The organism is Treponema sp. UBA6852 (assembly GCA_002449305.1).
Lineage (GTDB): Bacteria > Spirochaetota > Spirochaetia > Treponematales > Treponemataceae > Treponema_D.
Genome location: DKDI01000006.1, coordinates 53721 through 79329, shown reverse-complemented (window position 1 = coordinate 79329; position 25609 = coordinate 53721). Strand labels below are relative to the sequence as shown.

Genomic DNA, 25609 nt, shown 5'->3' with positions numbered 1-25609 from the left:
AAAAGCTAAGCGTTGTTTGCTTCAAGGGCTTCAAGCTTCTTTTTCTGAAGAGCTTCTTTTTTGGCAGCCTTTTTTGCGGCTTTCTTCATTCTTCTTGAGTTTATGATGTAGTAAATAGACGGCATAAGGAACAGTGTCATTACTGAACCGAATGTCATTCCTCCGAATGTTGTAAGTGAAATAGGCTGCATTGAAGTTGAGCCTTCGCCCGGGAAGAATGCCATTGGAGCAAGGGAAATAACTGTTGTAAGTGTACTCATCAAGATTGGACGAAGTCTGTTTCTTGCAGCTTCAACACAAGCTTCCTCAAGCTCATAGCCACGCTTTCTCAAAAGGTTTGTGTAGTCAACAAGAACAATACCGTTGTTAACGATTGTTCCGACTAGAACGAGCATACCCATGATTGTAACAACGCTAAGACGCTGATTGACCATTGCGTAAGTCATCATAACTCCGATGAACGAGAACGGAATTGTAAGAATAACAATGAACGGGTCAATAAGAGACTCAAACTGGCTTGCCATAACAATGAAAACCAATGCCGCGGCAAGAATTATAATTGCGCCGAAGTTAACAACAGCTTCCATCATGTCTTCGTAGTCTCCGCTTATGGAGATTGTTACAGCGTCGTCTTTTGGAATGTTGTCGTTTATAATCTTTAAAAGTCCTGTCTGAACAACATCGAGGGAAACACCGGAAACTGGCTTTGCTGTAACATGGACAATTCTTGACTGATCTTCACGAAGAATCGTAACAGGCGAAAGATTTTCCTCGTAACGTGCAAAGCTTGAAAGAGGAATTCTCTGTCCCATTGAATTCACTACAGAAACCTGGTCAAGGTCTGCAAGTTTTTTCTTGTCTTTTTCTGCAAGGCGGACAATAACGTCAATATCGTCTCCAAGCTTTGTGTAGCGGCTGGCAGTTTTTCCATTGATTGCGGCATTGATTTCAGAGCCTACATTGTAAATGTTCAAGCCAAGCTCGTACATTCTGTCGCGGTCAACTACAATTTCTGCCTGAGGAAGTCCATCTTCAACATCGCTTGAAACTTCTGTTACAAGTTCAGTCGCCTGCTCTTTAAGAATTTTTTCAACCTGAGCTGCTGTGTTGCGGACAAGATCAAGGTCGTTGCTGCGGATATCGATGCTCATTTCTCCAGAAGACGCGCTGTTCGAATTTGTTGAAAATGAAAGTGTTGCGCCCGGAATCGTGTTGAAGTACTTTCTAAGCTTGTCTTTTGCAGATTTTTCGTTGTCCCAGCCTTTTTCGCGTTCTTTGGCTTCGTACAAAGTCCAAGTTATTGCGCCTGTGTTTGTTTCGGAGCTTGCGGAAATTACGCTTGTTCCGCCGACTGTTACAGATGTGTATTTTACGCCTACAAGCTCTTTCTTTCCGATTTCCTCAAGTGTTCTCAAGGTGTCTTCTGTAACTTCAAGTGTTGTTCCCATTGGAAGCTCAACTTCAATTCCGACTGTGTTTGAGGCGGATTCCGGCATAAAGATAAAGCCTACGAATTTTACGCTCACTATAGAAAGGACAAAGCAGCATACAAGAACTATGATAAATGTCTTTCTGTGGTGAAGAACAAAGCGGACACCTTTTGCATATCCGTTGTCGAGATTCAAGAAGAATTTGTTGAATGCCTGGTTTATTCCGTACCCGATTCCGCTTTTCTTTTCGTCAACAATCTTGTCGATTTTAAGATAGCTTGAACAAAGAACTGGAACAAGGGCAATCGCAACAATAAGAGAGCACATCAATGAGAAAATAATTGTGTAGGCAAGGCTGTCAAACATCTGCCCCATGACTCCAAGCTTTTTTCTAAAGAGAATCATCGGAAGGAAAACACAAACAGATGTCAAAGTTGAAGCGGTTATGGAAGTTACCATTTCCTGGCTTCCGAGAATTGCCGCTACTTTTGGCTTGGCGTCTCTCTGGCGGTAAGCGTAGATATTTTCAAGAACAACGATTGAGTTGTCTACAAGCATACCGATTCCAAGGAGAAGTCCTGCCATGGAAATCATGTTTATTGTCATGCCTTTAAAGTACATAAGCATGAGTGTTACAAATACTGAAATCGGAATTGAAAGTCCGATGATAAATGTACTTTTTAGAGAGCGCAGGAATATAAACAAAACTGCAACTGCAAGAAGCGCGCCCTGAACAACAGAAGAAACAACTTCATTGATTGTCTGTTCAATAATATCTACTGTGTTTGAAGTTTCTACAAGCTCAACTCCAGCAGGAAGATCCGCCTTGAGCTTTACAATAGCCTTTCTTACATTTTTTGCGGCTGTAACGGAATTTTTTCCACTCTGCTTTTGAATCATAAGCATTACGCAAGGCTTTCCGTCCAAATACGCAAGAGTGCTTTCATCTTTGTAGCCGTCATAGACATCGGCAATGTCGCGGAGCTTTACTGTAACAAGCCTTGAGCTGTCTAAAGAGTCCGCTTTGTAAGTGATTACCGTGTTCTTGAGATCTTCCAAGCTTTTGTATTTTCCGCTTGTTTTAATAGTATAGTTTTTATCGCCTGAAGTGATTGTTCCGCCTGAGCTTTGAACGTTCTGCGCTCCAATCATCTGTGCGATTGTAGAAATTGAAAGTCCGTAGGCTTCAAGTCGGTCTCTAGGAATGTCTACGTTTATAGATTCCTCGCGTCCGCCGATAACGTTTGCAGAAGCAACTCCATCAAGCTGCTCAAGACGCGGCTGGATTGTGTCCTCGGCGATTGTTCTAAGCTCTTCCGGGGTCAAGTCGCCCTGAACTACAATGTTCATAATAGGCATCATGGAAGGGTCAAGCTTAAGTGTAATTGGAGAATCTGCATCTTCTGGCAAATAGCTTCGAACAATATCAATCTTGTCGCGGATTTCTATAGCCGCTGTGTCGAGGTTTGTTCCGTAGTCAAACTCAAGAAATATAATGCTTGCTCCAGACTGCGACTGAGACTGCATTTTCTTAAGTCCGCTAAGTCCAGAAAGTGAGCTTTCCATTGTTCTTGTAAGGCTCTGTTCTACTTCTTCCGGGCCTGCATCATCGTAAGCTGTATAAACGAGCATATACGGCAAGTCCATGTCTGGATACATATCTACCGGCATATCGAATATACAGAAAATACCCAGCGCGACCATTATAAAAAAGATCAGCAGTGTTGTTACTGGTTTATTTACACATTTTTCTGAAAATGTCATATTTTAGTCCTTGTTTTCGGTTTTGCTTTCAACTGCTTTTCCAGAAATTGAAAGAATCTTTACTTTGGAACCGTCGCTCAAAAGAGACTGTCCCTTTACAATTATAACGTCTCCTTCTTTAAGACCTTCCTGAATTTCTGTCTTATTGTCTACGGAAAGACCTTCTTTTACAGAAACCATGTTTACGCTGGATTCCGCATTTTCTGATTTTGCTGTAAATACATAAGGCTTACCGTCGCGGTAAACAATGGCGTCATTTGGAACAACAACGGCTCCTTCGATTGTGTCGGTGATGAGCTTTACACGGGCGTACATTCCTGCCTTTATTCTTGAGTCGGCTGGCTCTACTTTAAGCTTTGCAAGCATTGTACGGCTTGTTGTGTCCAAAACTGGAGAAACTTCAAAAACGCGTGCCTTAAATTCAACTCCAGGATATGCGTCAAAACTTACAACAGCAGTCTGGTTTTCGCGGATTCTGCTGATGAAGCGTTCTGCTACATTTACCTTTATCTGAAGCTCGTCTGTGTCGCTGATTTTTGCAATTGAATAGCTTTGTGAAACCATTGTGCCAATTGTTGGCGGAAATGAAGTTACTCTTCCTGAAATAGGAGATTTTACAGGGTTTTCGCTGTAGTTCATTCCAGGACGGCTTGGATCAACGTAGGCTATAATCTGGTCTTTTTTTACAAGGTCGCCTACAGCAACTCTTATGCGTGAGATTTTTCCTGCTGCGTCTGGGTAAACGTCAACTGCGGAAACAGAAGAAACGTCTCCGCCGAATTCCAAGTAGTCGTCAAGGTTTCCGGCCTGAACAATGTCTGCGTTTACAGCATAAATTGTTTCAGCTTCTTCTTCCTTTGCTGTTTTTTCTGATTTTTCCTTGCAGGAAACCAATGCGGATGACAAGATTGCCGCTGCCATCAAGATAAAAGGTAGTTTTGCACTTGTTTTTTTCATTTTATTTTTCTCCTCCAGTGAGTTTTGTATTAAGAGTTGTTTCCAAGTCAAGCAATGCTGAAATATAGTTGAACTTTTGCTTTGCAAGTCCGAACTTTGCAGTGTTAAGCTGGTCTTCTGCATCGCGCACATCAAGAAGTTCTCTTGTTCCGTTGCGGTAAGCGCGTACTGTCATGTCGTAAGAACGCTGTGCAAGTGTTATGCTTCTGTTCATGGACTGAATCTGCTCGCGTGCCTGAATCAATGTGTCTACGGATTTGCGGACAGTCATTTTCTGTTTTTCAAGAAGCATTTCTCTGCTTACCTTGAGCTTGTCAAGATTTGCTTGCAAGTCTTTTGCCTGCTGCCTGTTTGACGAGAACGGAAGAATGTTTGTAAGGTTCCATCCGATTGTAAAGCTTATAGAGCCTGAATCTGTCCAATCTCCGCCTGTAGGGAATCCGCCTTTGTCTGCGTCAAGAAAATCAGTGAGCATAGGCTTGAATCCGTAGCTGAGATTGAAAAACGGTGTGTAAGTGCTAAGATTTAAAGCGTCAAGGTTGCGCTGACGCTGCTCAATGTTCTTGTCAATTGACTGAAGGTCTAGGCTGTTGTTTCCGTAGCGTTCAATAAGAGTGTCGTAGTGCAAGTCAACATAAAAAGGCTCAATGCTTCCTTGCAAAACAATGTCTGTTCCAACTGGAAGTCCCAAAAGGAATGCAAAAGTATCAAGCTGCTGGCGGAATTTACGCTCCATCTGGGCTACTTCCGGGCTTTTGTTCTGGTATGTAACCTGCGCCTGGAGCATTGAAAGTTCTGGAACCATTCCATTTTTAAAGTTCGCTTCTGCCTGAACCATGCGTCTTCTTGAATTTTCAAGAGTTGTTTTCTGCAAGTTTAAATTTTCCTGCTGCAAGAGAAGTCTGTAGAAAAGTTTTTTTACATTTACTTCTGTTTCAACAAGACTTTGCTCATAGCTGATTTTTCCGGCTTCGTAGCCCGCTTTTGCAGCTCTTATCTGCTGAATCATTGCAAGGCTGAAATTCCAGTCAACAGAAAGACTTGCGATTCCTGTCCATTTCATGCTTTCAGTCTCTTCAATTTCAGGAAGTCCGTGAAGTTTCATCATTGTGTTTGTTCCTGACAAATTTGAAGAAATGTCTGTTGTTCTGTTAAGAGTTCCTGTAGCCTGAACTGTAGGAAGCAAAACATTCCATGCGTTTTTTCCGGCGCGCTCCTTGATTTCAAGGTCAATGTCGGCAGTCTTGAGTGAATGGCTGTGTTCAAGCGCATAGTCCACGGCTTCGTAAATTGTCAGGTTTACAGTTTTTTTGTCAGATTCAGTGTTCTGCACCAAAGCTTCCTGAGCAAAGACAAAAGCTCCAGACATAGCAAGCAAGACTGAAATCTTAAAAAATGTCTTTTTGCTGAAAATCATTTCTTTCCTCCTGAAATATTATTTTCATTATTATCAATAAAATTAATTCCTTTTTCCATGCAATAAAAAAAGTCCTTCATTGCAGCGTGAACTGATTCCTCTGGAAAATCATGAAGATCATTGTGCAGCAAGAAAAAAATCGGCATATGGAAAATCCATGAGAACATAATCTGCACATCCATCTTTGGAGTTCCAAAATCTGGAATCTGGGTTATAATGTCGGCGTTGAGAATAAAAGACGTAAAGTCAAGCTGCTCGTCTTTGCCAATTGTCTTTTCTCTTTTTTCGTGCATTGCCTTGATTTTAAAATCATCCTTTGAATTTTGGAACGTGAGCCAGCGGCAAACATAAAGCAAGCCTTTTCTCTTTAGGAAAAATTCAATTTCTGTTTCCATAAAAATGTAGACACATTCCGCGCTGTTTTTTGCATAAAGAAGATTCTTCTTGATAACGTGAAATAAATTCAGGCATTCTTCTTTTATGAGAGCTTCGAACATTTCTTTTTTTGAGCTGAAATTTGTGTACAGGCTGCTTTTTGCAAGTCCAAGCTCTTTTGCAAGCTCTTCAATTGTGGTTTTTGAAAATCCCACACGGCGCACAACATTTCCGATGGCTATAAAAAACTTGCAAGGCTCTTTTAAAGACTGAATTTCCTTGCTGCAAAGAAGGTCAAGCTGGGAAAGCCTGAGAGCGTCAGTGTCTTTTATGTCATGTCCAAGTCCGCCGGATATAATGAACTTGGAAAGTTTTTCCGCATATTCCTGAATATTTTCATCAGAATCAGGTAGCTTTTTGTTTAGCAGAATAAAGTCTCTTGCGCCTTGGAAAAAAATCATTGTGGCGGAAACAAAAAGAATTTTTTTGTAAACTTCAATGTCTGCAACGTTTCCGCAACTGTCAAAAATGGTTTCTAAATTTAAGTCAGCAATATCGTGCTTCTCTATCTCCATTAAAAAGTTGTCAATGCTGAATTCAAGTGAATTGGAAAGTATAAAGTAAAAATACGATTTTTTCTTGCAAAGAAGAACTATGACTTTTTCAAGGATTGTTTCTTCGTTTTTATATTTTCCGCAGCTTTTGATTGTATCGGCAATATCGCTAAGAATCAAAGACTTCATTGCGTTTTCCAAGTCTTCGCGGCTTTTAAAATGTTTGTAAATAGCAGGTTTTGTAATGCCGGCTTTTGCAGCAATTTTTGAAAGTGAAATTCTTTCAAAAAAAAGCATATCGTAAAAAGAGAATGCTGACTGGATGATTTTGTCCCTTGTTGAATTCTGCTTCTTTTCCATAATTGCCCATAGTGTTACCGAATAATCGGTAACCAAAATATAAACAACATTTTAACAAAAGTCAATAAGAAACAGAAACGTAATTAGTATTTGGGCTAATTAGTAGGAGCATTCAATAATTTTGCCGGTTAAAGGATGAGGAAATTTTAAGTAGTCCGCAAAGAACTGCATTTCTTCATTTTGGCTGCAAAGCGGATTGTAAAGCTTGTCTCCGCGGACTGGAAGACCAAGCCAAGCTAAATGGCATCTTACTTGGTGACGGTAGCCCTCTTTTATAGAACATTTTGCAAAAAGTTTTTCTGTGTCCAAAATTATTTCCGTTGTGTAAATTTTTTCGCTGCATTTTTTCTGCGCCGCTTTTCCAGAGCCGTTTGTTACAGGGCGGACTTGCTTTGATTTTAAAGAAAAAGGCCTGAACCTTGAAGAGACTGTATATTTTTTTACACTATCTGATTTGTTTTCTATCAGAAATTCAGCTGGAGGAAATCCTTCAATCTGTTTTTCAATTTTCTGGCATTTTGCAGAATATCCTTTTAAAAACTTGCCTTCACGTTGAAAATTTATAAATACGTTATAGCATTCTTGTGTTGCGGCAATTAAAAGCAAGCCTTCTGTTTCTGTGTCAATTCTATGCACAAGTCCGTGCTCTATTTCCTTTTTCCCGGAAACTTCCAAAATATATGGGTACAGTTTTGCAGCTTGAGAAAATGCGCATTTGTCCCCTTCAAAAAGCGGAGCGCTTGGAAGTCCACGTGGCTTTTTTATAACAACGAACGGATTTTCTTTTGACGGTTCAATGACAATCTGTATCTGTTTTTCTGCATCCATTGTCTGTTACTTGTCCTTTGGAAGAATCACTTTTGTGTAGTCGCGCTTTAAAACTTTCATAACTTCTATAAAACGTTCCGGAGTTGGAGATTTAAAAGTTGAAAGCTCTTCTTTTCCTGGAATTTTTATTTTTAAAAGCCTTGCATTCAGCATAAGTTTTGCCTTTGGGAACTTTTTGTCCTGATGAGCATAGATACCATCTCCAAGAATAGGACAGTTTAGGTATTTCATGTGTACCCTTATTTGGTGAGTTCTTCCGGTATTTATCCGGACTTTCATCAATGAATATTCTCCATAGCAGCTTATGCACTCGTAGTAGCTTTCGGCTGGTTTTCCTTCTTCCGTGCCAACTACTGCCTTGAATCTTTTTCTTTCTTTTGGGTCGCGGATTATATTTGTCTGAATAATTCCATGCTGATGCTGAGGCCGTCCTATGCAGATTGCAATGTATTCTTTTACAATTGAACTGTGGTTTCTGAACTGGGATGAAAGAAATTCTTCCGTGTCGTGATTTTTTGCAGTTATAATTATGCCGGAAGTTTCTTTGTCCAGCCTGTGGACAATTCCAGGTCTGCGATTCGAAAGAATTTTTGAAACCTGCCCTTCCTTAAGTTCAGGGATTGATTCTCTTTCCCAGTGATATAAAAGCGCGTTTACCAAAGTTCCTTTCCAGTTGCCTGCGGCAGGATGTGTTACCATTCCCTGTTTTTTATTTACAACGCAGACATTTTCATCTTCATAGATAATATCAAGCGGAATATTTTCCGGCTCAATATTGTCTGGAACATTTTCTTCCCACTGAATATCGATTATATCATTTGCCTTTACTTGGCACGAAATTTTCTGTTTTTTTCCATTCACTTGAATGCAGACAATTCCGCTTTTCAGTTTGCTTCTGTTCATTCCGTTTGGAAGAGATGCGATATATTTATCTAGTCGAATTTCGCCTTTGTATGTTGGAGGAACTTTGTTTGTAAAAAAAGACATCTATTGCTCCGAATTTAAATTCTCATTTTTTATATTTTCATTTTCCTGAAACGGAACAACTATAATTTGATCGTGGCTTTCAAGGATTTTCTGCTGGCGTTTTTTTTCGTTGTGGCGTTTTACAAGATTTATTGCAAGGTCTGAAAGCCCAATAACTATTCCTGCGCCAACTGAAGCGCAAAAAATTTTCATCTGTTCCCCTTCCGTAAAAGAAGTTCCCTTGCTGAAAGGTGTTTCAAATGTTGAAGAGTTCCCGGAAAAATACTGATACGCGCTGTAGCCCAAATTCACACTGATTGCGACAAACGGAACTGCTCCGAGGGAAACAATTTCAAACCGCCGCAAGTCTTTTGACCACTGCGGAAACTCATTTTCGGTGTATGGTTCTGGAGTTGAATCTGCATTTTCCGAAGACTGCGAAAAAGCCTGCAACGGCAAAAAAAGAGATAAAATAAAAATAATCAAAATAAAATGCAAATGTTTCATTCTGCTAAGAATAGTCGCGTTCTCCAAACAATGCCGTTCCTATGCGGACTAAGGTGCTTCCCTCTTCAATTGCAATTTTGTAGTCGCCGCTCATTCCCATGCTAAGCTCGTTTATTTCAAGTGAAGGGAAATTTTTATTCAGTTCATCTTTTAAATTTCTTAGTTCAGAAAAAGATGCGCGTATAAGTTTTTCATCTTGAGTAAAAGGAGCCATCGTCATAAGGCCTTTTGGAACAATGTGCGGATAAATTCCATTTGCGCAGTTTTCTACGGATTTCAGCAATACGGCCTTTTCTTTGTAGCCGCTTTTTGAATCTTCTCCTGTATGAATCTCAAAGAACACTTCAATTTTCTTTTCTATTTTTGCGCATTGCTTTTCAATTTCCGCCAAAAGTTCTTCTCTGTCCACGGATTGAATGCAAGATGCGATTTCAACTGCTTTTTTTACTTTGTTTGTCTGAAGGCTTCCGATTATATGCAGCTCAGGTTTTATTTTTGAAACTGAATTTATCTGCGTGAATTTTGCAAAGGCTTCTTGCACACGGTTTTCGCCAAAAAGCGTCTGTCCAGTTTTTAATGCGGCCAAGACAGCTTCTGCAGGATGAAATTTGCTTACAGCGCAAAGTTTTACGCAGCCTTCATTTCTGCCTGATTTTTTTTCAGCTTCCTTTATTTGATTTCTAACTGATTCAAAATTTTCTGCAATTTGTTCTGCTGTCATTTTTCAAGCCTCTTGTTGTATTTTATCAGATTGCTTGAGTTGGCTCAACATATCTGAAATTCTTATAAAATCCTCTACTGCCAAATTTTCCGCGCGTTCAGTTTTAGAGATTCCGCATTTTTCAAAAAATTCTTCCGCTGAAATATTTTCCGCAAGAAGAGGCTTTATGTTGTTCTGAATTGTTTTTCTTCTTGCTGAAAAAAGAGCATGGACGACTTTTACAAAGAGCGCAGAGTTTCCGCTGAAAGGCTTTTCTTTTTTTGTCATAATAACTGCTTGGGAGGAAACTGTAGGACGCGGCCAAAAACTGCTGGAGCCAAGAACAAGATCCAGTTTTACATTGTAGCCCCACTGGCATAAAACACTAAATGCCGAATAATTCTCAGTGCCTTTTTTTGCTGCCATCCGCTGGGCAACTTCTTTTTGAACTGTAAAAACACATTTTTCAAACACAACATTTTCTGTGATTGTATCGGCAATAAAAGTCGCCGCAATATTATATGGAAGATTTCCAAAAAGTTTTGCAGGCTTTTGCGGGTTTTCGTTTAGAGCTTTTTTCCAGTTTTTTAAAACATCGCCCTCAACAATTTTAAACTGCCCTGATTTTTCCTGCTGTTTAAAAAACTGCTTTAATATAGAAATAAAGCCTCTGTCGATTTCAAAGACTTCAAGATTTGCGCCGCTTAAAAGAATGAGTTCTGTCATGCAGCCAAGTCCAGGTCCTATTTCCCATACAAGCTCGTCTTTTTTCAATTCAAGGACAGAAATTATTTTTTCTCTTGCAGACTGATTTATCATAAAGTTCTGGCCAAATTTTTTTTGCATTGCCATTCCTGCTTGCTCAAGAAATGCTTTTAGTTCCGATGGCGAATTGTAATCAGGATGATTCATGTTTGCTCCCAAAAATTTAAAATTCTACAAGCGGCAAAAGCGCAAAAAGTTCTGCCGTCAATTTTATTATCTGATAAAGAAAATTCATTATAGCCCCAAAGAACGGAGAAAGAAAAGGTATCATAAAAGAAAACAGAATTGCAACCATTGCGCTGGTCAAAAAAACGCTTACAAGCGGACATACTGCAACAGAAGCAAGAATTCCTCCTGGAGCTGCTGATTTAAAAAGCGCAAGGCTTACAGGAAAAGTCGCGCTCTGAGCACCGGCAGAAACAGAAAGTGAATCTGAAATTTTTTTAGGAAAAAAACATTGAAAAAAACATTTGAACACGTTTCCAAAAAGAAGAATTCCTGCAAGCGCGCCGTAAGAAAGTATAAATGCCGCAGAAAAAATATCGTCAGGAAAAATTATGCAGTGAAGCAAAAATACAAAACAAAGAACCTTGAAAAAATTTACTTGAACACAAAAGAAAATTCCGCAGAAAAGCAGAATCAATGAGCAAAGTAGCGCGCGGAACAATGAAGGTGAAAGTCCTGCAAACCATACGAAAAATAAGATTCCAAAAAGCCTAAGCCAAAAATCAAATTTTTTTCCAAGAATTCTTTTTCCAGTTCCACCGGCAATTGATGAAAAAAAAGAAAGATGCATTCCGCTCAATGCAAGAACGTGGGAAAGCCCTGCATTTTTGAATGTTTCGCATAGAAAACTGTCTGTGTATTCTCTTGAACCTGAAAGCAAAGCCAAGATAAAACCGCCTGCGCTTCCCCAGCCGTACATGAGTCTTTTAAAAGCAAGTCTGCAAATAGACCTGAACCTGAAAATTTTTTGCTTTAATGACGGAGTCTGCTCCAGCTGTCCTGCGTTTTCTGCTGAAAAAAATGATTTTGAAAATTTTCCATAAAATGTTACAGCTTCTCCTTCTTCGATAATTACTCTATTTTTTGAAGATGAGTACAATTTTCCAGGATATAAAGATTCAATAATTTTGGCAGGAACAAGAACTGAAATTTTTCCGGATGCCTGTGAATTTATTTTTGCTCCTGAAATTTCTCCAGAAACAGTGGAAAGCTTTAATTTCACAACGTAAAATTTTCCAGAAGAAATTTTTGAAGGATTGGAACAAACTATGCCAGAAGCTGTTTCTATTTTCTCTAAAGGAATCAGACTTTTGTATGGAAAACGCTCTTTGCATTTAAAAATTCCTGAGTAAATAAAAATGCAAAATATTACCGCCGCAAGAACAAAAGGATTTAGAAAATTTTCTTTTAAGAATTCTACCACTTTAATTTTGCAAGGGCATTTTTTGCGGCAGCTATAACCTCCTCCGGATAATCAAGATAAGTTGCATAAAGCAGGCTGTCAAAAGCGGCCTTGTCGCCCATTTCCCCCAATGAATTGATTAAAGAAAGCACAACGGCTTTGCTAGGAGGCAAATTTTTTTCAGTTTGCTTGTTTAGAAAATCAAGATAAGATGAAAGCGCAGATGAAGTTTCCGAAGATGAAACAGAAGCCATGTTTTTTATTGTAGAAGAAAAGTCTTCATCGGAAAGATTTCCGTTTTCATATTCTTGTTTAATTCCATTAAAGCACGAAGCAATTAAAGATGCGGCTCTAGTCCATTGTGTGTCAGAAAATACTTGAAGGCAGACAAGAGTCAAATTCAGCTTGCTTCCTGAAAAATCAGGTTTTGCTCCTTCAATATTATATATAATTGATGACAATGCGTTTTCTGCAGCTTCTCCGCAGATTTTTTTTGAAACTTTTGGATTTTCATCAAGCCTTTTTAAAATCAAAATCTTTTTTTCAATTGGAACTGTCGACAAAAACTGAAGAATTTCCTTTTCGCTTTCGTTTGCAAGTCCGCCGTAAGATGAAGCTAAAATTGCGCTGTAAGACGGCCAGACATCGAGAATGTCAGCAATAAAAAGCATATTGAACGATGCGGAATTTCCGTAGGAGCCCATAAAAAGAACTGCCTTTAAAAGAGCTTCGTCCATTTCCTGCGATTTCTGCATTTTGCTGTAGAAAAAGTCATTTACAAGATAAAGATTTTCCGGCGACTGAAAAACAGAAAAGGCGTCAATCACTGCGACTTTTATTTTTGAATTGTTAAAAATTTTAAATATTGTCCTAAGCTTTTCAGAGATGATTTTTTCCTTGCCTTTGCTGTTTCCTGCTGTAAGTGATTTTACAGAAGTTTCAACAAGATTTATAAAATCAGCGTCTGAACTAAGCGCATCATAAGCGGAAATTGAAAAGTCAAGTGAAGCGATTGCAATTGAAGAATCTCCAGCCGCGCTTGATGATTCTACAACTTGCTTTTTTTCAACCAAGTTTCCTTTGTAAAAATCAGACATATAAGATTCCTGCGCATAGCAAAATCCGCAGACTGAAAGAGCAACTAAAAATATTTGTTTAAATAAATTTTTTTTCATAGCAAATCTTCTTTTGTAAATAATATAAAATATATAGAAAAATTTCTATACATTCCGACCGCTTCAAAAACTACTGGCTTGAATTTTCCTTTTGAACATTTTCTTCTGTGCTGGTTTCTTCTTGAACTTGATTTTCTTCCGAAGAAGCCTGCTCGATTGCCTGATGAATTTCTTTTTGCTCCGGCGGAATCACATTGTAAACAAACGCAAGAACTGTGTTTCTCATGCCTTTTTCAATGTGCGTGCATTCAAAATGAATTCTTGACTGGCCAAGCTGACTGTTCCACTCAACCGCTCTGATTACGCCGTGCATGACAACGAGCGCGCCGTTTATTTCAAATTGAATTTTTATGCGGACATTCGTCTTTCCTTTTCCGCCGATTCTTATCATTGCACCGTCTTCGCTTATGTCTTCAAGCAGGCATTTGTATCCGGGCGCGGTTTCAACTTTGTCGTATTCGATTTTTTCGCCTTGCTGGACAATGTACATCTGTGCGTAAATTTCGCATTTGCATCTTATTGACTGCCTTTTTTGAGTGCGGTCGAGTTTTGTTGAATGCATTAAAAACAATGCTTTGTCGCTTCTGAAAATTCCAGTTCCGATAACTTTTGTGTCAAAAGCGTAGCCTGCATCTCCGTTGCGCCAAAAGTAAACTGAAATTTCTTTTCCGTCCCATTCTGATTCAGAAAGGAATTCCGGCCGCTTGGACTGCTTTGAAATTTGATACGGAAGAAGAATTATGAGCTGAGTTCCATTGTTTAAAATGCGCGACTTGAAAACTCCTTTTCCTTTTAAAATGACGCTTAGCTTTTGGTTTGCATCAAGTGATTTTGTGCTTTCTATTCCGCGCTTGTTTTCCTTGTCAAGAATTACGCGCGTTTTGAATTTATAAAGTTTTTCAAGAAATGCCTGGACTTGCGTTGAGTCTTCTGCGCCTTTTTGCTTTGCTTCTTCGATTACTGAAGAAATGCATCTATTCACGGAATTTTCTGAAATATAAAGCGAAAGCGGCTCTTCAATTCCGCATTTTTTTGCAAGTTGCCATAGCGCAGAAATTTCAGAATGCTTGAATCCATAGTCAAAACCTTTTGAAAAAAAATTCATTTTTTCAGTTGAAGCCTTGTACAATTTAAAAAGCGCTAAAATAAAAGCAAGAGTTATAATTACGGAAATTACAGCTGGCACAAAACCACCTCCAGAATTTTATGCATTTACGTATTTATTATAGTAAATTTTGCAGTTTCTTGATAGTATAACATACCAAAATGAAAAAAAGATACATTTTAGCAGAGCTTTTAATTGTTTTTGTTTTTTTGCTGATTCCGCCGATTTTTGCAGACAAAGGAACTTATTTAAGCGAAGAATTTTCTTTTTCTGTGCTGGCTGAATTTTTTATTGCGGCAATTCTTCAGTTTCAATTTAAAATAGAAAACAAATGCAAAAAAAAATCTGCGAATGAAAAATTTATTTGGCTTGTTAATTCATTGAAATGGAGCGCGCTTACACTTGGCTTTTTAATGCTGATTTTTGCTGCCGTCCATGCTTTTTCTTTTGCCTTTAAAGTTTCTTCCGCTCAAACTGAAATTTTATTAAAAAAGCCAGAAAATGTTTTGTCTTGGGCTTTTCTTATTTTTACATTGGCAGCTGGCGCATTTTTTGAAGAAGTTCTTTACAGGCAGTTTGTTCCAGAAACTTTAAATTCACTTTTGGAAAAATGGAAAATTCCCGTGGAAATATTTTCAGTTGTAATTTTCGCGCTTGCCCACAGATATTTAGGATGGATTTCTGTTTGCAATGCGGCTTTTTGCGGCGCAGTCCTAAGGCTTTGCAGAATAAAAACGGCTTCAATCGCGCCTTCTTTTGCAGCCCATTTTATCTATAATCTTTCGCTTGTTGTATTTTCTGTGCTGTTGTAAAACTTTATAATCATTGGTATACTTTTGAAATAATTTTCACATGAGGAATTTTATGAAATATACAGATACAAGAGATAAAAAAGTAAGTGTTGATTTTAGAACTGCGGTTTTGAATGGAATGAATGCAGAAACTGGCGGACTTTATATGCCGACTGATTTTCCGCATCTTGAAAATTCATTTTTGGAGCGTAATCCAGAACCTTCATTCCGCGAAATTGCCTACGAAATGGCAAAGCCTTATGTTGAAAATGAAATTCCAGATACAGACTTGGAATCTATAATTCAGGACTGCTATCCATTTTCTTCAAAAGTTGTTCCAATTGATCCTGTAACTTATGTTCTTGAGCTTTTCCACGGACCGACTTGCGCATTCAAGGATTTTGGAGCAAGATTTATGGCGCGCGTAATGTCATATTTCAACCGCTCAGAAAATGACAACCTTCATATTTTGGTTGCGACTTCCGGAGACACAGGCTCCGCTGTAGGAAGCGCGTTTCACAATGTTCCAGGAATCGACGTTACAATTCTTTATCCGGACGGAAAAATTTCACCATTGCAGGAAAAGCAGCTTTCAACTTTCACAGGAAATGTCCGCGCATTGAAAGTAAAGGGAACTTTTGATGACTGCCAGAAACTTGTTAAAACTGCGTTTACAGATAAAGATTTAAGATCCAAGTTCAGGCTTTCTTCTGCAAACTCAATTAATATTTCCCGCCTTTTGCCGCAGTCTTTCTATTATATGTATTCATCTCTCGTTGTAAAAAAGAGAATTCCGTTTGACAGCAAAAATGGAGGGGACGCAATTATTGTTATTGTTCCAAGCGGAAACTTTGGAAATCTTACATCGGGACTTATTGCGCGTGAAATGGGAGCACCTATAACAGGATTTGTTGCCGCGACAAATTCAAACCATACAGTGCCAGATTGGATTGCAAGCGGCCAATACAAAACACGTCCTTCTGTTGCGACATTAAGTAATGCGATGGATGTTGGCGCTCCTAGCAACTATGAAAGAATTGCCGCAATGTATTCGCTTGAGCAAGTGAGAAATCTTTTTGCTTCATATTGGACAGATGACGAAGGTACTATTGACGGAATAAAAAGCTGCAAAAACAAAACTGGATATGTAATAGATCCTCATGGAGCTGTTGCCTGGAAAGCCTGGAATGATATTCGTGGCGGAGAAATGGAAAAACTTGTAAACGGTCAGAAAAATGATTTTACAAAACCAGGCCTTACACCGAATGTTCCTTCTTGGGCAAAAACTGTTGTAGACAAAAAAGCATCTGCAATAATTCTTGAAACTGCTCATCCTGCAAAATTCGGTGCAACAGTTTATAAGGCAATCGGACAAGAGCCTGCTCTTCCTGAACGTCTGGAAAAAGTTATTTCTCTTCCTGATAACGCAATTCCAATGAGCAAAGATTACGACTCATTCAAGGAATGGCTGATTTCAAATTTGTAGAATTTTTATATGAAAAAAGCCTCGGATTTTTCCGAGGCTTTTTTCATCAATAATTGCAGTGGCTAAAAAAATTATTCAGCTGTTACAAGGTTTCTTTTTTCAAGCTCCAAAAGAATTTTTTCTACTATTTGCTCTGGGCTGAATAAAGCCGTGTCAATTTTCAAATCTGCAAAGTCAAAGCTGCTGTTGTCGATGTTGTAAAGTTTTTTATAGCGGCGGCTGTCTTCAGAATCTCTCATTGCAGTGAACCTTTTTATTTCTTCAAGTAAGCCGCCTTCTCTGTTCAAGATTCTTTGTGCGCGGATATTGTCATCAGCAATAAGATAAACTTTTAAATCAGCTTCTTTCAGCATCCAGATTGCGAGCCGGCTTCCAAGAACACAACTCTCTTTTTTTGCAAGCTCAACCTGCCTTGTGTCAACTGCAATGTCATAGCTGTCATCAGTTTTTGCATTTTCAATTACTTGTGCAAGCGTAAGATTTTTTTCTGCCGCAAGCTGACGGAAAGTAAAGTTTATAAGTTTTACATTCAGTTTTTGTGCAAGCAAAGTGCTTACGGTTGTATTTCCGCAGCCAGATTTTCCGCTTATGGCAACTCTAAGTTCTTTTCCTTGTGGAATTTTATAATTCATAACAACTCCTATAAAAAGTCAAATAGAAAGTTTCAATTATTGCTATTCAACGTTTTTGCCCTGCTCTCTTATATTTTCAAGGGCATTCTTTGCGTCAATTACTTTTTCACCGACTTCTGTAAACTGGTTTTTGCTTCCAATTGTATTAATCTCGCGGTTCGCTTCCTGACAGATAAAATCAATTTTTTTACCCGGAATTGGATTTTCGTTGATTTCTTTTCTGAGAGCCTGCAAGTGGCTTTGAAGCCTTATGATTTCCTCGTTGATTGTGTACTTTACAATCATCGCCGCAGTTTCAGACATTATGCGATTTTCGTCCGCTTTGTCTGCAAGAAGTTCATGGAATTTTGCTGAAATCTGCTCTCGGAATTTTTTTTCCATTTCAGGTTGCCACTTCTTAAAAAATGTGGCGCATTCATCAAGCGTAGAAAGTTTTTCAAGCAAATCATTTTTTAAATTTTCACCTTCACGCTTGCGGTCTTTTATAAATTGCTCAAGAACTTCAGAAAAAACACCTTCAATTTTTTTCCAGTAGGATTCAGCGTCGTATTCATGAGAAACATTCAAAACGCCTTCCTGCGAAACAATCAGGCTCAAAGGAATTTCTGACTCTGATTTTCCCAAAGCCTTTGCAATTTCCAAAATCGCGTCGCTGTACATTTTTGCCGCAGCTGGATCTGAACTGACCTTTGCTGTTGAATTGTTGTCGCGAACCCGAATTGTCAAGTCGATTTTTCCGCGGACAATTTTTTCGCTTACAGCCTTTCTGATTCTTGCTTCAAGCGGATTCAAAAAAGATGGAATGTTTACAGATAAATCAAGGAAGCGTGAATTGACTGATTTTATTTCAACGCTTATCTGCGTGTTTTCTACAATAGCTTCTTTAAAGCCGTAGCCTGTCATGCTGTTCATACATTTTTCCTAAACTTTAAATTTTTCAATAACCATTTGACCGACTTTGAAATTGTCTCCTGCTCCCATTGTAACAAAAACGTATCCGTCTTTTGCATCGGATTTTTTGTTCAGTTCGCTTTCTATTATTTGAGCAGCCTCTTCAAATTCTTTTGCATAGACAACATTCGGATGATATTTTTTTGCGTGCTCGGCAAGAATTTTTCCAGTTACAGTTGAACTGTCTGCTTTTTCCCGTGCGCTTCCGTAGATTTTATTTATGACAACCATATCCGCGCTTTCAAAACTTGATGCGAACTCTTCAAGCAAAGCCGCTGTCCGCGTGTAAGTATGGCTCATAAAGTCAACTATAATTTTGTGGTCTTTATAAAATTGTCTGAATCCAGCCAAGGTCGTTTTTATCGCTGTCGGATGATGTCCGTAGTCATCGATAAAAATTATGTCCTGTCCGAATTTATTTTTCGCGCGCCCAACAATTTCGCTTCTGCGTTTTCCGCCTGAAAATTTTTCAAGTCCGTTTTTTAACTTGTCAAAATATTCCTGCGGATTTTTTCCGGCGGCTTGCAAAAGTTTGAAGCACAGAGCAAATGCGGCAGCGGCATTTCTTGCGTTGTGTTTTCCAGGCACATGAAGAGCGCATTCAGTTTTCCCGATTTTAAAGAACTGTTTTCCGCCCTCAACTTTTCCAAATGAAAGTTTAAAGTCGCCTTCAGCATTTTCACCATAAGGAATAAAATTTATGTCGCTTCGTTTTTTCTTTGCAAGAGCGGCTGTCTCGCAAGCTCCTTTGTCGTCAGCGCAAAAAATCAGCTCTCCGTTTTCTGGAAGCTTGCAGATGTAGTCAACGAAAGCATTTTGAATATCGGCAAAAGTCGGATAGTAATCTTGATGATCGCTTTCAACGGAAGTCAAAATTATTTTCTGCGGAAAAAAAGACATAAAGTGCCGCTGGTACTCGCAAGTTTCCGCAACAAAGTACTTTTTTTTAGTTGAATTGGAATTTGAAAATTCTTGGGAAGTCATTGTGCAGGAATTTCCAAAAGAAGAAATAATGCTTCCTGCTAGAACTTGAGACGGAAGGTCAAGCTCCTTTAGCATTGTTCCTGCAAGACCGGTTGTTGTGGTTTTTCCATGGACACCGCAAATTCCGCAGCTATATGCAGTTCTTGAAATTTCGCCCAAAGCCTCGCTGTACAAAAGAAGCGGAATATCAAGTTTTTTTGCCTGCGCAAGATCTAGATTTTTTTCAGGTGAATACGCGCTTGAATAGATTACAAGCTGAGTTTTTTCTGTAATATTTTTTTCGCTGAACGGCAGGGCTTTGATTCCAAGCTTTTCAAGAATTTCGTCAGTGTAGAATCTTTCTGAAACATCGCTGCCAGTGATTACAGCTTTGCGGGCAGAAAGAATTTCTACAAGAGCCGCCATTCCAGTGCCTTTGATTCCAACAAAATGTATGTGAACTCCGGTTAAGTCTTGAGGGAGAATCGATTTTTCCATGGAAGACATTTTACAATAGAAACAATGTTTTTGCAAATAATGGAATTATGCTGAAATTCGCATTCGGAAAATTCCCGAATACTCATCTGTACAAAAAACATCATTCGGGATTTTTTCGAAGATGAAATTTTCAAAAAGCTGGTTTCGGGAGCTTCCCGATTGCATTGGGAAAAAGCAGCCATCGGGAAAACTCCGAAGACTGCTTTTTTTTATTTAGGGTTTATCAAAAACCTAAAAACGGCTGAGTCAAGGCCTTGAGTGTAAGCGTACCTTGACCAGACGTATTTATCCAAGGCAAATCTGGTTGAGAATATTTTCATAAAGTTCCTGCTTGCCTGAAGTTTTTGCAACTTGCTCATAAGGTTTTGCAAGTGAAGCAACTTGGTCAAGTGTGAGTTTTCCTTCAGAAAAAAGTTTTCCGTTACCAGAATCAAAGCTTGCGTAACGTTCTTTTACCATTGAAGGAATGCGTCCGTCTTCAATGAGCTGAACTGCTTTTTCAAGTCCGCGAGCAAAAATATCCATTCCGCCGATGTGCGCTATAAACAAATCTTCTGGAGCAATGGAATTTCTTCTGACTTTTGCATCAAAGTTAAGTCCACCTGTTGTGAATCCGCCCATTCTGATTACTTGAAGCATTGCCTGTGTTGTTTCGTAAATGCTTACCGGAAACTGGTCTGTGTCCCAGCCGTTTACAGGGTCTCCTCGGTTTGCGTCGATTGAGCCAAGCATTCCGTTGTCTACGCAGATTGTAAGCTCGTGCGCAAATTCGTGTCCTGCAAGCTCAGCATGATTCGCTTCGATATTCAGCTTGAAGTCCTTGTCAAGTCCATGAGCGCGAAGAAATCCGATTACAGTTTCTGAGTCGTAGTCATACTGATGCTTTGTTGGCTCCATTGGCTTAGGCTCTATGTAGAAGCAGCCTGTGAATCCTTGTTTTCTTGCGTAGTCGCGTGCCAAAGTAAGCATCATGGCGAGGTGCTCTTTTTCTGCTTTCATGTCTGTGTTCAGAAGGCTCATGTAGCCTTCTCGTCCGCCCCAGAATGTGTAGCCCGCTCCTCCAAGTTTGATTGTGTTGTCAATTGCTGCCTTTATTTGGCTTGCTGCCTGCGCAACTACATCGAAGTCGGGATTTGTTGCGGCTCCGTTCATGTAGCGCGGATTATTGAATACGTTTGCTGTTCCCCACAGAAGCTTTATGCCGGTTTCTTTCTGACGTTCAAGCAGAAGATCTGTTATATGTGAAAGTTTTTTTTCACTGTCGGCAGGGCTTGATCCTTCCGGGCAGATGTCGCGGTCGTGCCAGGCGTAATATTCGCAGCCGAGTTTTGTTATGAATTCAAATGCTGCGTCAACTTTTTCTTCTGGAGTTTTCCAGGTGAATTCACGCGTTCCGCTTCCAAAAGGATCTCCTCCGTCTGCGCAGAAAGAATGCCAGTAGGCTACTGTGAATTTGAGCCAGTCTTTCATTTTTTTGCCCATTACAACTTTTTCAGCATCATAGTATTTGAATGCCAGCGGATTTTTTGATTTTGGACCTTCATACTTGATCTGACCGATTCCTGGAAAGTACTCTTTTGAGCCTTTGAAAAATGACATAAATCCTCCTAAAGCCAGTTTTTATTTTTTAAACCGGCTCTTTATATTGAAGTTTGCACCGCAAACTTTTTTTTACTTGTACAATGGCGAAAGCTGGTTCACCAAAATTTTATATTCTTCAAATGACTTGCTGTATTCTTGGACATTTTTTTCGTCCGGCAAAGTTGTCTTGGATTCGTCTAGCGCAACATGTGTTTCCGCAAGACTTTCCATTGAAACCGGATTTCCCTGCAATTTCTTTAAGCACCACAAAGCTTGCAGTGCAGCACCAAATGCCGCGGCTTCTGGTGAAACTGGAACTTTTACAGGAAGGTTCATAATATCTGCCGCAATCTGTCTCCACACTTTGCTTTTTGCTCCTCCTCCAGTCAGCCGAAGTTCCTTTGGTGTAAAGCCGTGTTTTTTAAATGAATCAAGTCCGGCTCTCATTGAATATACTGCGCTTTCAAGTGCGGCTCTTGCGATATTCACCCGGCTGCAATTTGCTACCGTAAGTCCAGTTATGCTTGCTTTTCCGTGCGGAAGATTCGGAGTTCTCTCTCCATTAAAGAACGGAAGCACAAAAACTCCTTCGCATCCCGGTTTTGACTTTTCAGCTTCAGCGTCGAATTCCTTTACATCAAGATTTAAAAGCATCCTGATTTCTTCGGAAGCAACCGTGCAGTTCATTGTGCAAAGAAGAGGCAAATATCCTCCGGAAGAGGAACAGAATCCTGAAATGCCTTCCGCCGGATCAGAAACAGAAGAATCGCTAAAGCCGTACAAAGTTCCAGAAGTTCCCATGCTCATTGTAAGTGTTCCGCTTTTTACAGCTCCGGTTCCAATTGCGCTCATCATATTATCTCCGCCTCCAGAAGAAACAGGCGCGCCCTCTGGAATTCCAAGCCAAGCAGCAGTTTCTTTTGAAACAAATCCTGAAGGCTCATCGCTTGCAATAATTTTTGGAAGTTTTTCTATAAGAGATTCATCAATTGCGTCGCAGATTTTTTTTGACCATCTTTTTTCTTTTGAATTGAACAAAGCAGTTCCAGAAGCGTCTCCTTGTTCCATCACATAATTTCCAGTAAGAATATAATTCAAATAATCATGAGGAAGCATTATGTAATGAAGTTTTTCAAAAAGCTCTTTTTTATGCAGTTTGAGCCACAAAATTTTTGGAGCGGTAAATCCAGGCAAAATAAAATTCTGAACCTCTTTTACAACTTCATCTTGTCCACCTGCAGTGTTTGTAATAAGCTCGCATTCTTTTGCAGTTGAAGTGTCGTTCCAAAGCTTTATATTGTAAAGCGGATTTCCTTCTGAATCCAAAGGAACAAATCCGTGCTGCTGGCCAGAAACGCCAAGCGCTTGTATTGATTTTTTTCCTTCTGAAGAAAGTTTTGAAAAACAGACTTCAAGACCTTTTTTGTACCATTCAGTTTTTTGCTCTCTTGTTCCGTCTGATTCTGAAATAAGCTCCATTGGGCAAGACGAGCTTTCCATAGTTTTTTTAGTTTCATAATCATAGAGAACAACTTTCATGCTTTGTGTTCCCAAGTCAATTCCAGCGACAGTTTTCATAAAAACCTCCAGAAAAAATTAAAATTCGTTTCGCTTACAAAAATAGTATCAGCCTGAAATGACTATAAAGCAATACAGAAAACTGATTTTATATATCCAAAATTGATTTTTCATGCTAAAATATTTAAAATAAACAGGAAAAATATTGTGGAAATAAAAGAAACTGCCTTTATTTACAAATTGATTGCCGGAGAGAAACTTGCATGGCACGGACGTTATCATTCACATGGAGAAATGGAATTTGAAATTCATTTTTTTTCGGAAGGTGAAGGAACTTTTTTTTCAAACAGAACTTCTTACAGCATAAGGAATAACACATTGTTTCTAGTTTTTCCGCGCGAATTTCATTCAATTTTGCCAAAAGAAGTAAAAAAGCCACTTACTTACTATGCAGTTCTTTTTTCACTGAGCAAGTCTGAAAAAAAGCTATATCAATTATTGATAAATTCTTCAAGCAGAAAAAAAAATCAGCCGGTTGCCAGCAATGAAACTGCTTCTATAAAATTTATACTTGAAGACATAATGAAATTTTCAAAGTCGGATTCTGCGGACTTAAAAAAATCGGCGGAATTGCTTCTTGAAAGCTGCCTGTTCCGCTGGTTCGGAAAACAAAATAAAACGGAAACAAAAATCGCTGAGCAAAAAAAATCAAAAACTGCAAAAAACTACGTTGAACATTCAATAAAATTTATGGAGAAAAAAGTTTACGCAAGATGTTCTGTTTCAGAGGTTGCAAATTTCTGCGGAATTTCGGAAGAGCATTTCATACGAATTTTTAAAGATGAAATGCAGATGACTCCGCATCAATACTTTATGCGGCTAAAAATTCAAACGGCTGCCCTCGCCTTGATAAATTCTTCAAGCACAGTTTCTGAAATTGCGGATGAATTTTCTTTTGAAAATCAGTTTCATTTTTCGAGAGTATTTAAAAAATGCACGGGGCTTGCTCCATCTTCTTATAGAGCTGCGTTTTCATCATAAAGTTAAAAAGACTTCATTAAAAGCTCGTAGGCTTCAACAATCATTTGCGTTTTATTTGTTGCAACTTTTTTTAGCACAGGATTTTTGTCATATTTGTCTGGATGAAAATATTTCAGTTTTTCTTTATAAGCTTTTTTTACATCGTTTTGATTTGCAGAAGCAGTTATATCAAGCAACCTGCATGCGCGTTCAACTTCCGGCGTTATCTTTCTTAAAGATGAATTTTTATTTTTTAAAGGCTCTGTTTGATTTTTTGGTTCTGCCTTACTTTTGTTCTTGCTGATATTTTCTTTATAAGAATTTTCTTCTGATTTTTTTTCAGGAGGAATTTCTTTTTCTGAATATTTTATTTTCTTTTTAAATTTTACTTGCCCGGATTTTAAAGTTTCATTTAAAAGATCCCCGAGCTTGTCATACATTGTCTCCATCTTTTTTTTCCTCGTCTTCGCCCCACTCTGAAAGTTTTCGCTGCAATGTTTTTCTTCCGATTCCAAGAATATCCGCAGTTTTGCTTTTGTTGTTTTTGTTTGATGCTAAATTTTGTTGAATGATTATTTTTTCAGCTTCATCTAAAGTTATTCCAAATGGAATTTCAATGCTGTTTTCCTGTGAGCTTTTCGCAACTGCCGGCGGAAGATCTTCAATGTTTATTTCATCTCCTGAACTCATTACAACTGCGCTTTCAACACAATTGCGAAGTTCTCTTATATTTCCCGGCCAATCATATTTCATAATTGCGGCTTTCGCCTTTCCTGAAAATCCTTTTACTTTTTTTCCATTTTCTTTGTTGAACTCTTCCAAGAATGCTGAAATCAAAAGCGGTAAGTCACTTTTTCGTTCCCGGAGAGGCGGAACATGAATGTGAATTACATTTAGGCGGTAATATAAATCTTCTCGGAATCTTCCAGCTTTTATTTCTTCCTCAAGATTTTTATTTGTTGCTGCGATTACACGGACATCGACTTCTATAGTCTGCTCTCCGCCGACACGTTCAAATTTTTTTTCAGCAAGAACTCTAAGAATTTTTATCTGAACATTCTGATTTATTTCCCCGATTTCATCAAGAAAAATTGTGCTTCCGTGGGCAAGTTCAAATCTGCCTTTTTGCAAATGGTCAGCTCCAGTAAAAGCTCCTTTTTCATGTCCGAAAAGCTCACTTTCCAAAAGAGTTTCACTTAGAGCCGCGCAATGAACATTTATCATAGTCTTATCGTGCCTTCCAGATAAAGCGTGAATAGCCCGGGCAACAACTTCTTTTCCAACTCCGCTTTCACCAGTGATAAGAACGCTCGCTTTAGATGCAGCCGCCTTTTTTATTGTCTCCTGGATTTTTTGCATTACGGCGGAAGAACCTATCATTTCTTTTAATGCAGAATTTTCAGCAACTTCTTTTTTTAACTCTTGATGCTCAATTTTGATTTGCCTGCTTTCCAGCGCGCGTTTTACAATCATTCCAAGTTGATCAAGGTTCAACGGTTTTGTAAGAAAATCGTAAGCGCCATGTCTCATTGCATCTACTGCGGAATCAATACTTCCGTGGCCAGTAAGAATAATGACTGGAATTCCTGGAGTTTCTGTTGCAACATGATTTAAAACTTCTTCACCGGAAATTCCTGGCATTCTTAAATCTGTAATTACTAAATCTATGTCGCCTTTTGAAATCAGATCAAGTCCTTCTTTTCCAGAAGCTGCTGTTTTTACATTGTAATCTTCAAGCTCAAAATTAGCCGCAAGTCCTTCCCGGATATTTTTTTCATCATCTATAATTAAAATTGTAAATTTCAATTTTTCCTCCTAAAAAAAAAGAATCAATTAAAATCAATAAATATTTTATATT

The 25609-nt window shown here is 38.8% G+C and carries 22 protein-coding genes; 3 read left to right on the top strand and 19 right to left on the bottom strand.

The window, feature by feature from the left end; translation table 11 throughout:
* Nucleotides 1-5 precede the first annotated feature (5 nt).
* The 12 genes from B3209_RS01700 to B3209_RS01645 all read right to left on the bottom strand — a co-directional run bounded on the left by B3209_RS01700 (nucleotide 6) and on the right by B3209_RS01645 (nucleotide 14392).
* A complete protein-coding gene (locus tag B3209_RS01700; protein WP_296689620.1) occupies nucleotides 6-3194 on the bottom strand; it encodes an efflux RND transporter permease subunit in 3189 nt (1062 codons plus the stop codon).
* Nucleotides 3195-3197: 3 nt separating this feature from the next.
* Nucleotides 3198-4151 (bottom strand): efflux RND transporter periplasmic adaptor subunit, encoded by a 954-nt coding sequence (locus B3209_RS01695; RefSeq protein WP_295800711.1) that lies wholly within the window; start codon nucleotides 4149-4151, stop codon nucleotides 3198-3200.
* A gap of 1 nt (nucleotide 4152) precedes the next feature.
* Nucleotides 4153-5568, bottom strand: a complete 1416-nt coding sequence (locus B3209_RS01690) for a TolC family protein (protein ID WP_296689617.1) — start codon at nucleotides 5566-5568, stop codon at nucleotides 4153-4155.
* On the bottom strand, nucleotides 5565-6857 hold the full coding sequence (locus B3209_RS01685; protein WP_296689614.1) for a TetR/AcrR family transcriptional regulator: 1293 nt from the start codon (nucleotides 6855-6857) through the stop codon (nucleotides 5565-5567). Before B3209_RS01685 ends, B3209_RS01690 begins: the two co-directional genes overlap by 4 nt.
* A gap of 99 nt (nucleotides 6858-6956) precedes the next feature.
* The gene (locus B3209_RS01680; RefSeq protein WP_296689612.1) at nucleotides 6957-7685 is read right to left on the bottom strand and encodes a pseudouridine synthase; all 729 of its coding nucleotides are present in this window, start codon (nucleotides 7683-7685) and stop codon (nucleotides 6957-6959) included.
* Nucleotides 7686-7691: 6 nt separating this feature from the next.
* A complete protein-coding gene (locus tag B3209_RS01675) occupies nucleotides 7692-8672 on the bottom strand; it encodes an RluA family pseudouridine synthase (protein ID WP_296689609.1) in 981 nt (326 codons plus the stop codon).
* On the bottom strand, nucleotides 8673-9158 hold the full coding sequence (locus tag B3209_RS01670; protein ID WP_296689608.1) for a hypothetical protein: 486 nt from the start codon (nucleotides 9156-9158) through the stop codon (nucleotides 8673-8675). It abuts the gene before it with no gap.
* Between the two features lie 4 nt (nucleotides 9159-9162).
* Complete coding sequence (locus tag B3209_RS01665) at nucleotides 9163-9879, bottom strand: YggS family pyridoxal phosphate-dependent enzyme (RefSeq protein ID WP_296689604.1); 717 nt, start codon at nucleotides 9877-9879, stop codon at nucleotides 9163-9165.
* A 3-nt stretch (nucleotides 9880-9882) separates the two neighbouring features.
* A complete protein-coding gene (gene rsmA / locus B3209_RS01660) occupies nucleotides 9883-10770 on the bottom strand; it encodes a 16S rRNA (adenine(1518)-N(6)/adenine(1519)-N(6))-dimethyltransferase RsmA (RefSeq protein ID WP_296689602.1) in 888 nt (295 codons plus the stop codon).
* 16 nt (nucleotides 10771-10786) lie between these two features.
* Entirely contained in the window at nucleotides 10787-12052 is a 1266-nt protein-coding gene (locus tag B3209_RS01655; protein ID WP_296689599.1) for a ComEC/Rec2 family competence protein, read from the bottom strand.
* The gene (locus B3209_RS01650; protein ID WP_296689598.1) at nucleotides 12046-13206 is read right to left on the bottom strand and encodes a hypothetical protein; all 1161 of its coding nucleotides are present in this window, start codon (nucleotides 13204-13206) and stop codon (nucleotides 12046-12048) included. Before B3209_RS01650 ends, B3209_RS01655 begins: the two co-directional genes overlap by 7 nt.
* A gap of 70 nt (nucleotides 13207-13276) precedes the next feature.
* Nucleotides 13277-14392 (bottom strand): PilZ domain-containing protein, encoded by a 1116-nt coding sequence (locus B3209_RS01645; protein ID WP_296689596.1) that lies wholly within the window; start codon nucleotides 14390-14392, stop codon nucleotides 13277-13279.
* A gap of 80 nt (nucleotides 14393-14472) precedes the next feature.
* Here B3209_RS01645 and B3209_RS01640 point away from each other — a divergent pair, with 80 nt between their 5' ends.
* Together B3209_RS01640 and thrC are read left to right on the top strand one after the other, a co-directional pair.
* Entirely contained in the window at nucleotides 14473-15123 is a 651-nt protein-coding gene (locus tag B3209_RS01640; RefSeq protein ID WP_296662724.1) for a CPBP family intramembrane glutamic endopeptidase, read from the top strand.
* A 52-nt stretch (nucleotides 15124-15175) separates the two neighbouring features.
* On the top strand, nucleotides 15176-16588 hold the full coding sequence (thrC, locus tag B3209_RS01635; protein ID WP_296662728.1) for a threonine synthase: 1413 nt from the start codon (nucleotides 15176-15178) through the stop codon (nucleotides 16586-16588).
* Between the two features lie 71 nt (nucleotides 16589-16659).
* Here the strand turns inward: thrC and cmk are convergent, their stop codons facing one another.
* The 5 genes from cmk to xylB form a co-directional block, all read right to left on the bottom strand.
* Nucleotides 16660-17220 carry a (d)CMP kinase gene (cmk, locus tag B3209_RS01630; RefSeq protein ID WP_296662732.1) on the bottom strand — a complete coding sequence of 187 codons (561 nt, stop codon included), beginning with the start codon at nucleotides 17218-17220 and terminating at the stop codon, nucleotides 16660-16662.
* Nucleotides 17221-17262: 42 nt separating this feature from the next.
* Nucleotides 17263-18132, bottom strand: a complete 870-nt coding sequence (locus B3209_RS01625; RefSeq protein ID WP_296662736.1) for a YicC/YloC family endoribonuclease — start codon at nucleotides 18130-18132, stop codon at nucleotides 17263-17265.
* 9 nt (nucleotides 18133-18141) lie between these two features.
* Nucleotides 18142-19632, bottom strand: a complete 1491-nt coding sequence (gene murC, locus B3209_RS01620) for a UDP-N-acetylmuramate--L-alanine ligase (RefSeq protein WP_414717761.1) — start codon at nucleotides 19630-19632, stop codon at nucleotides 18142-18144.
* Nucleotides 19633-19917: 285 nt separating this feature from the next.
* Nucleotides 19918-21231, bottom strand: coding sequence for a xylose isomerase (xylA, locus tag B3209_RS01615; RefSeq protein ID WP_296662747.1), 1314 nt, complete (start codon nucleotides 21229-21231; stop codon nucleotides 19918-19920).
* A gap of 72 nt (nucleotides 21232-21303) precedes the next feature.
* Complete coding sequence (gene xylB, locus B3209_RS01610; protein ID WP_296662752.1) at nucleotides 21304-22791, bottom strand: xylulokinase; 1488 nt, start codon at nucleotides 22789-22791, stop codon at nucleotides 21304-21306.
* A 147-nt stretch (nucleotides 22792-22938) separates the two neighbouring features.
* On the opposite strand from xylB, the gene B3209_RS01605 reads away from it, so the two are divergent.
* Nucleotides 22939-23772 carry an AraC family transcriptional regulator gene (locus B3209_RS01605; RefSeq protein WP_296662755.1) on the top strand — a complete coding sequence of 278 codons (834 nt, stop codon included), beginning with the start codon at nucleotides 22939-22941 and terminating at the stop codon, nucleotides 23770-23772.
* Between the two features lie 2 nt (nucleotides 23773-23774).
* On the opposite strand, the gene B3209_RS01600 is transcribed toward B3209_RS01605, so the two are convergent.
* Nucleotides 23775-24200 (bottom strand): DnaJ domain-containing protein, encoded by a 426-nt coding sequence (locus tag B3209_RS01600; protein WP_296662758.1) that lies wholly within the window; start codon nucleotides 24198-24200, stop codon nucleotides 23775-23777.
* The gene (locus B3209_RS01595) at nucleotides 24184-25557 is read right to left on the bottom strand and encodes a sigma-54-dependent transcriptional regulator (protein ID WP_296662761.1); all 1374 of its coding nucleotides are present in this window, start codon (nucleotides 25555-25557) and stop codon (nucleotides 24184-24186) included. The genes B3209_RS01600 and B3209_RS01595 overlap by 17 nt, the downstream gene beginning before the upstream one ends.
* Between the last annotated feature and the right edge of the window lie 52 nt (nucleotides 25558-25609).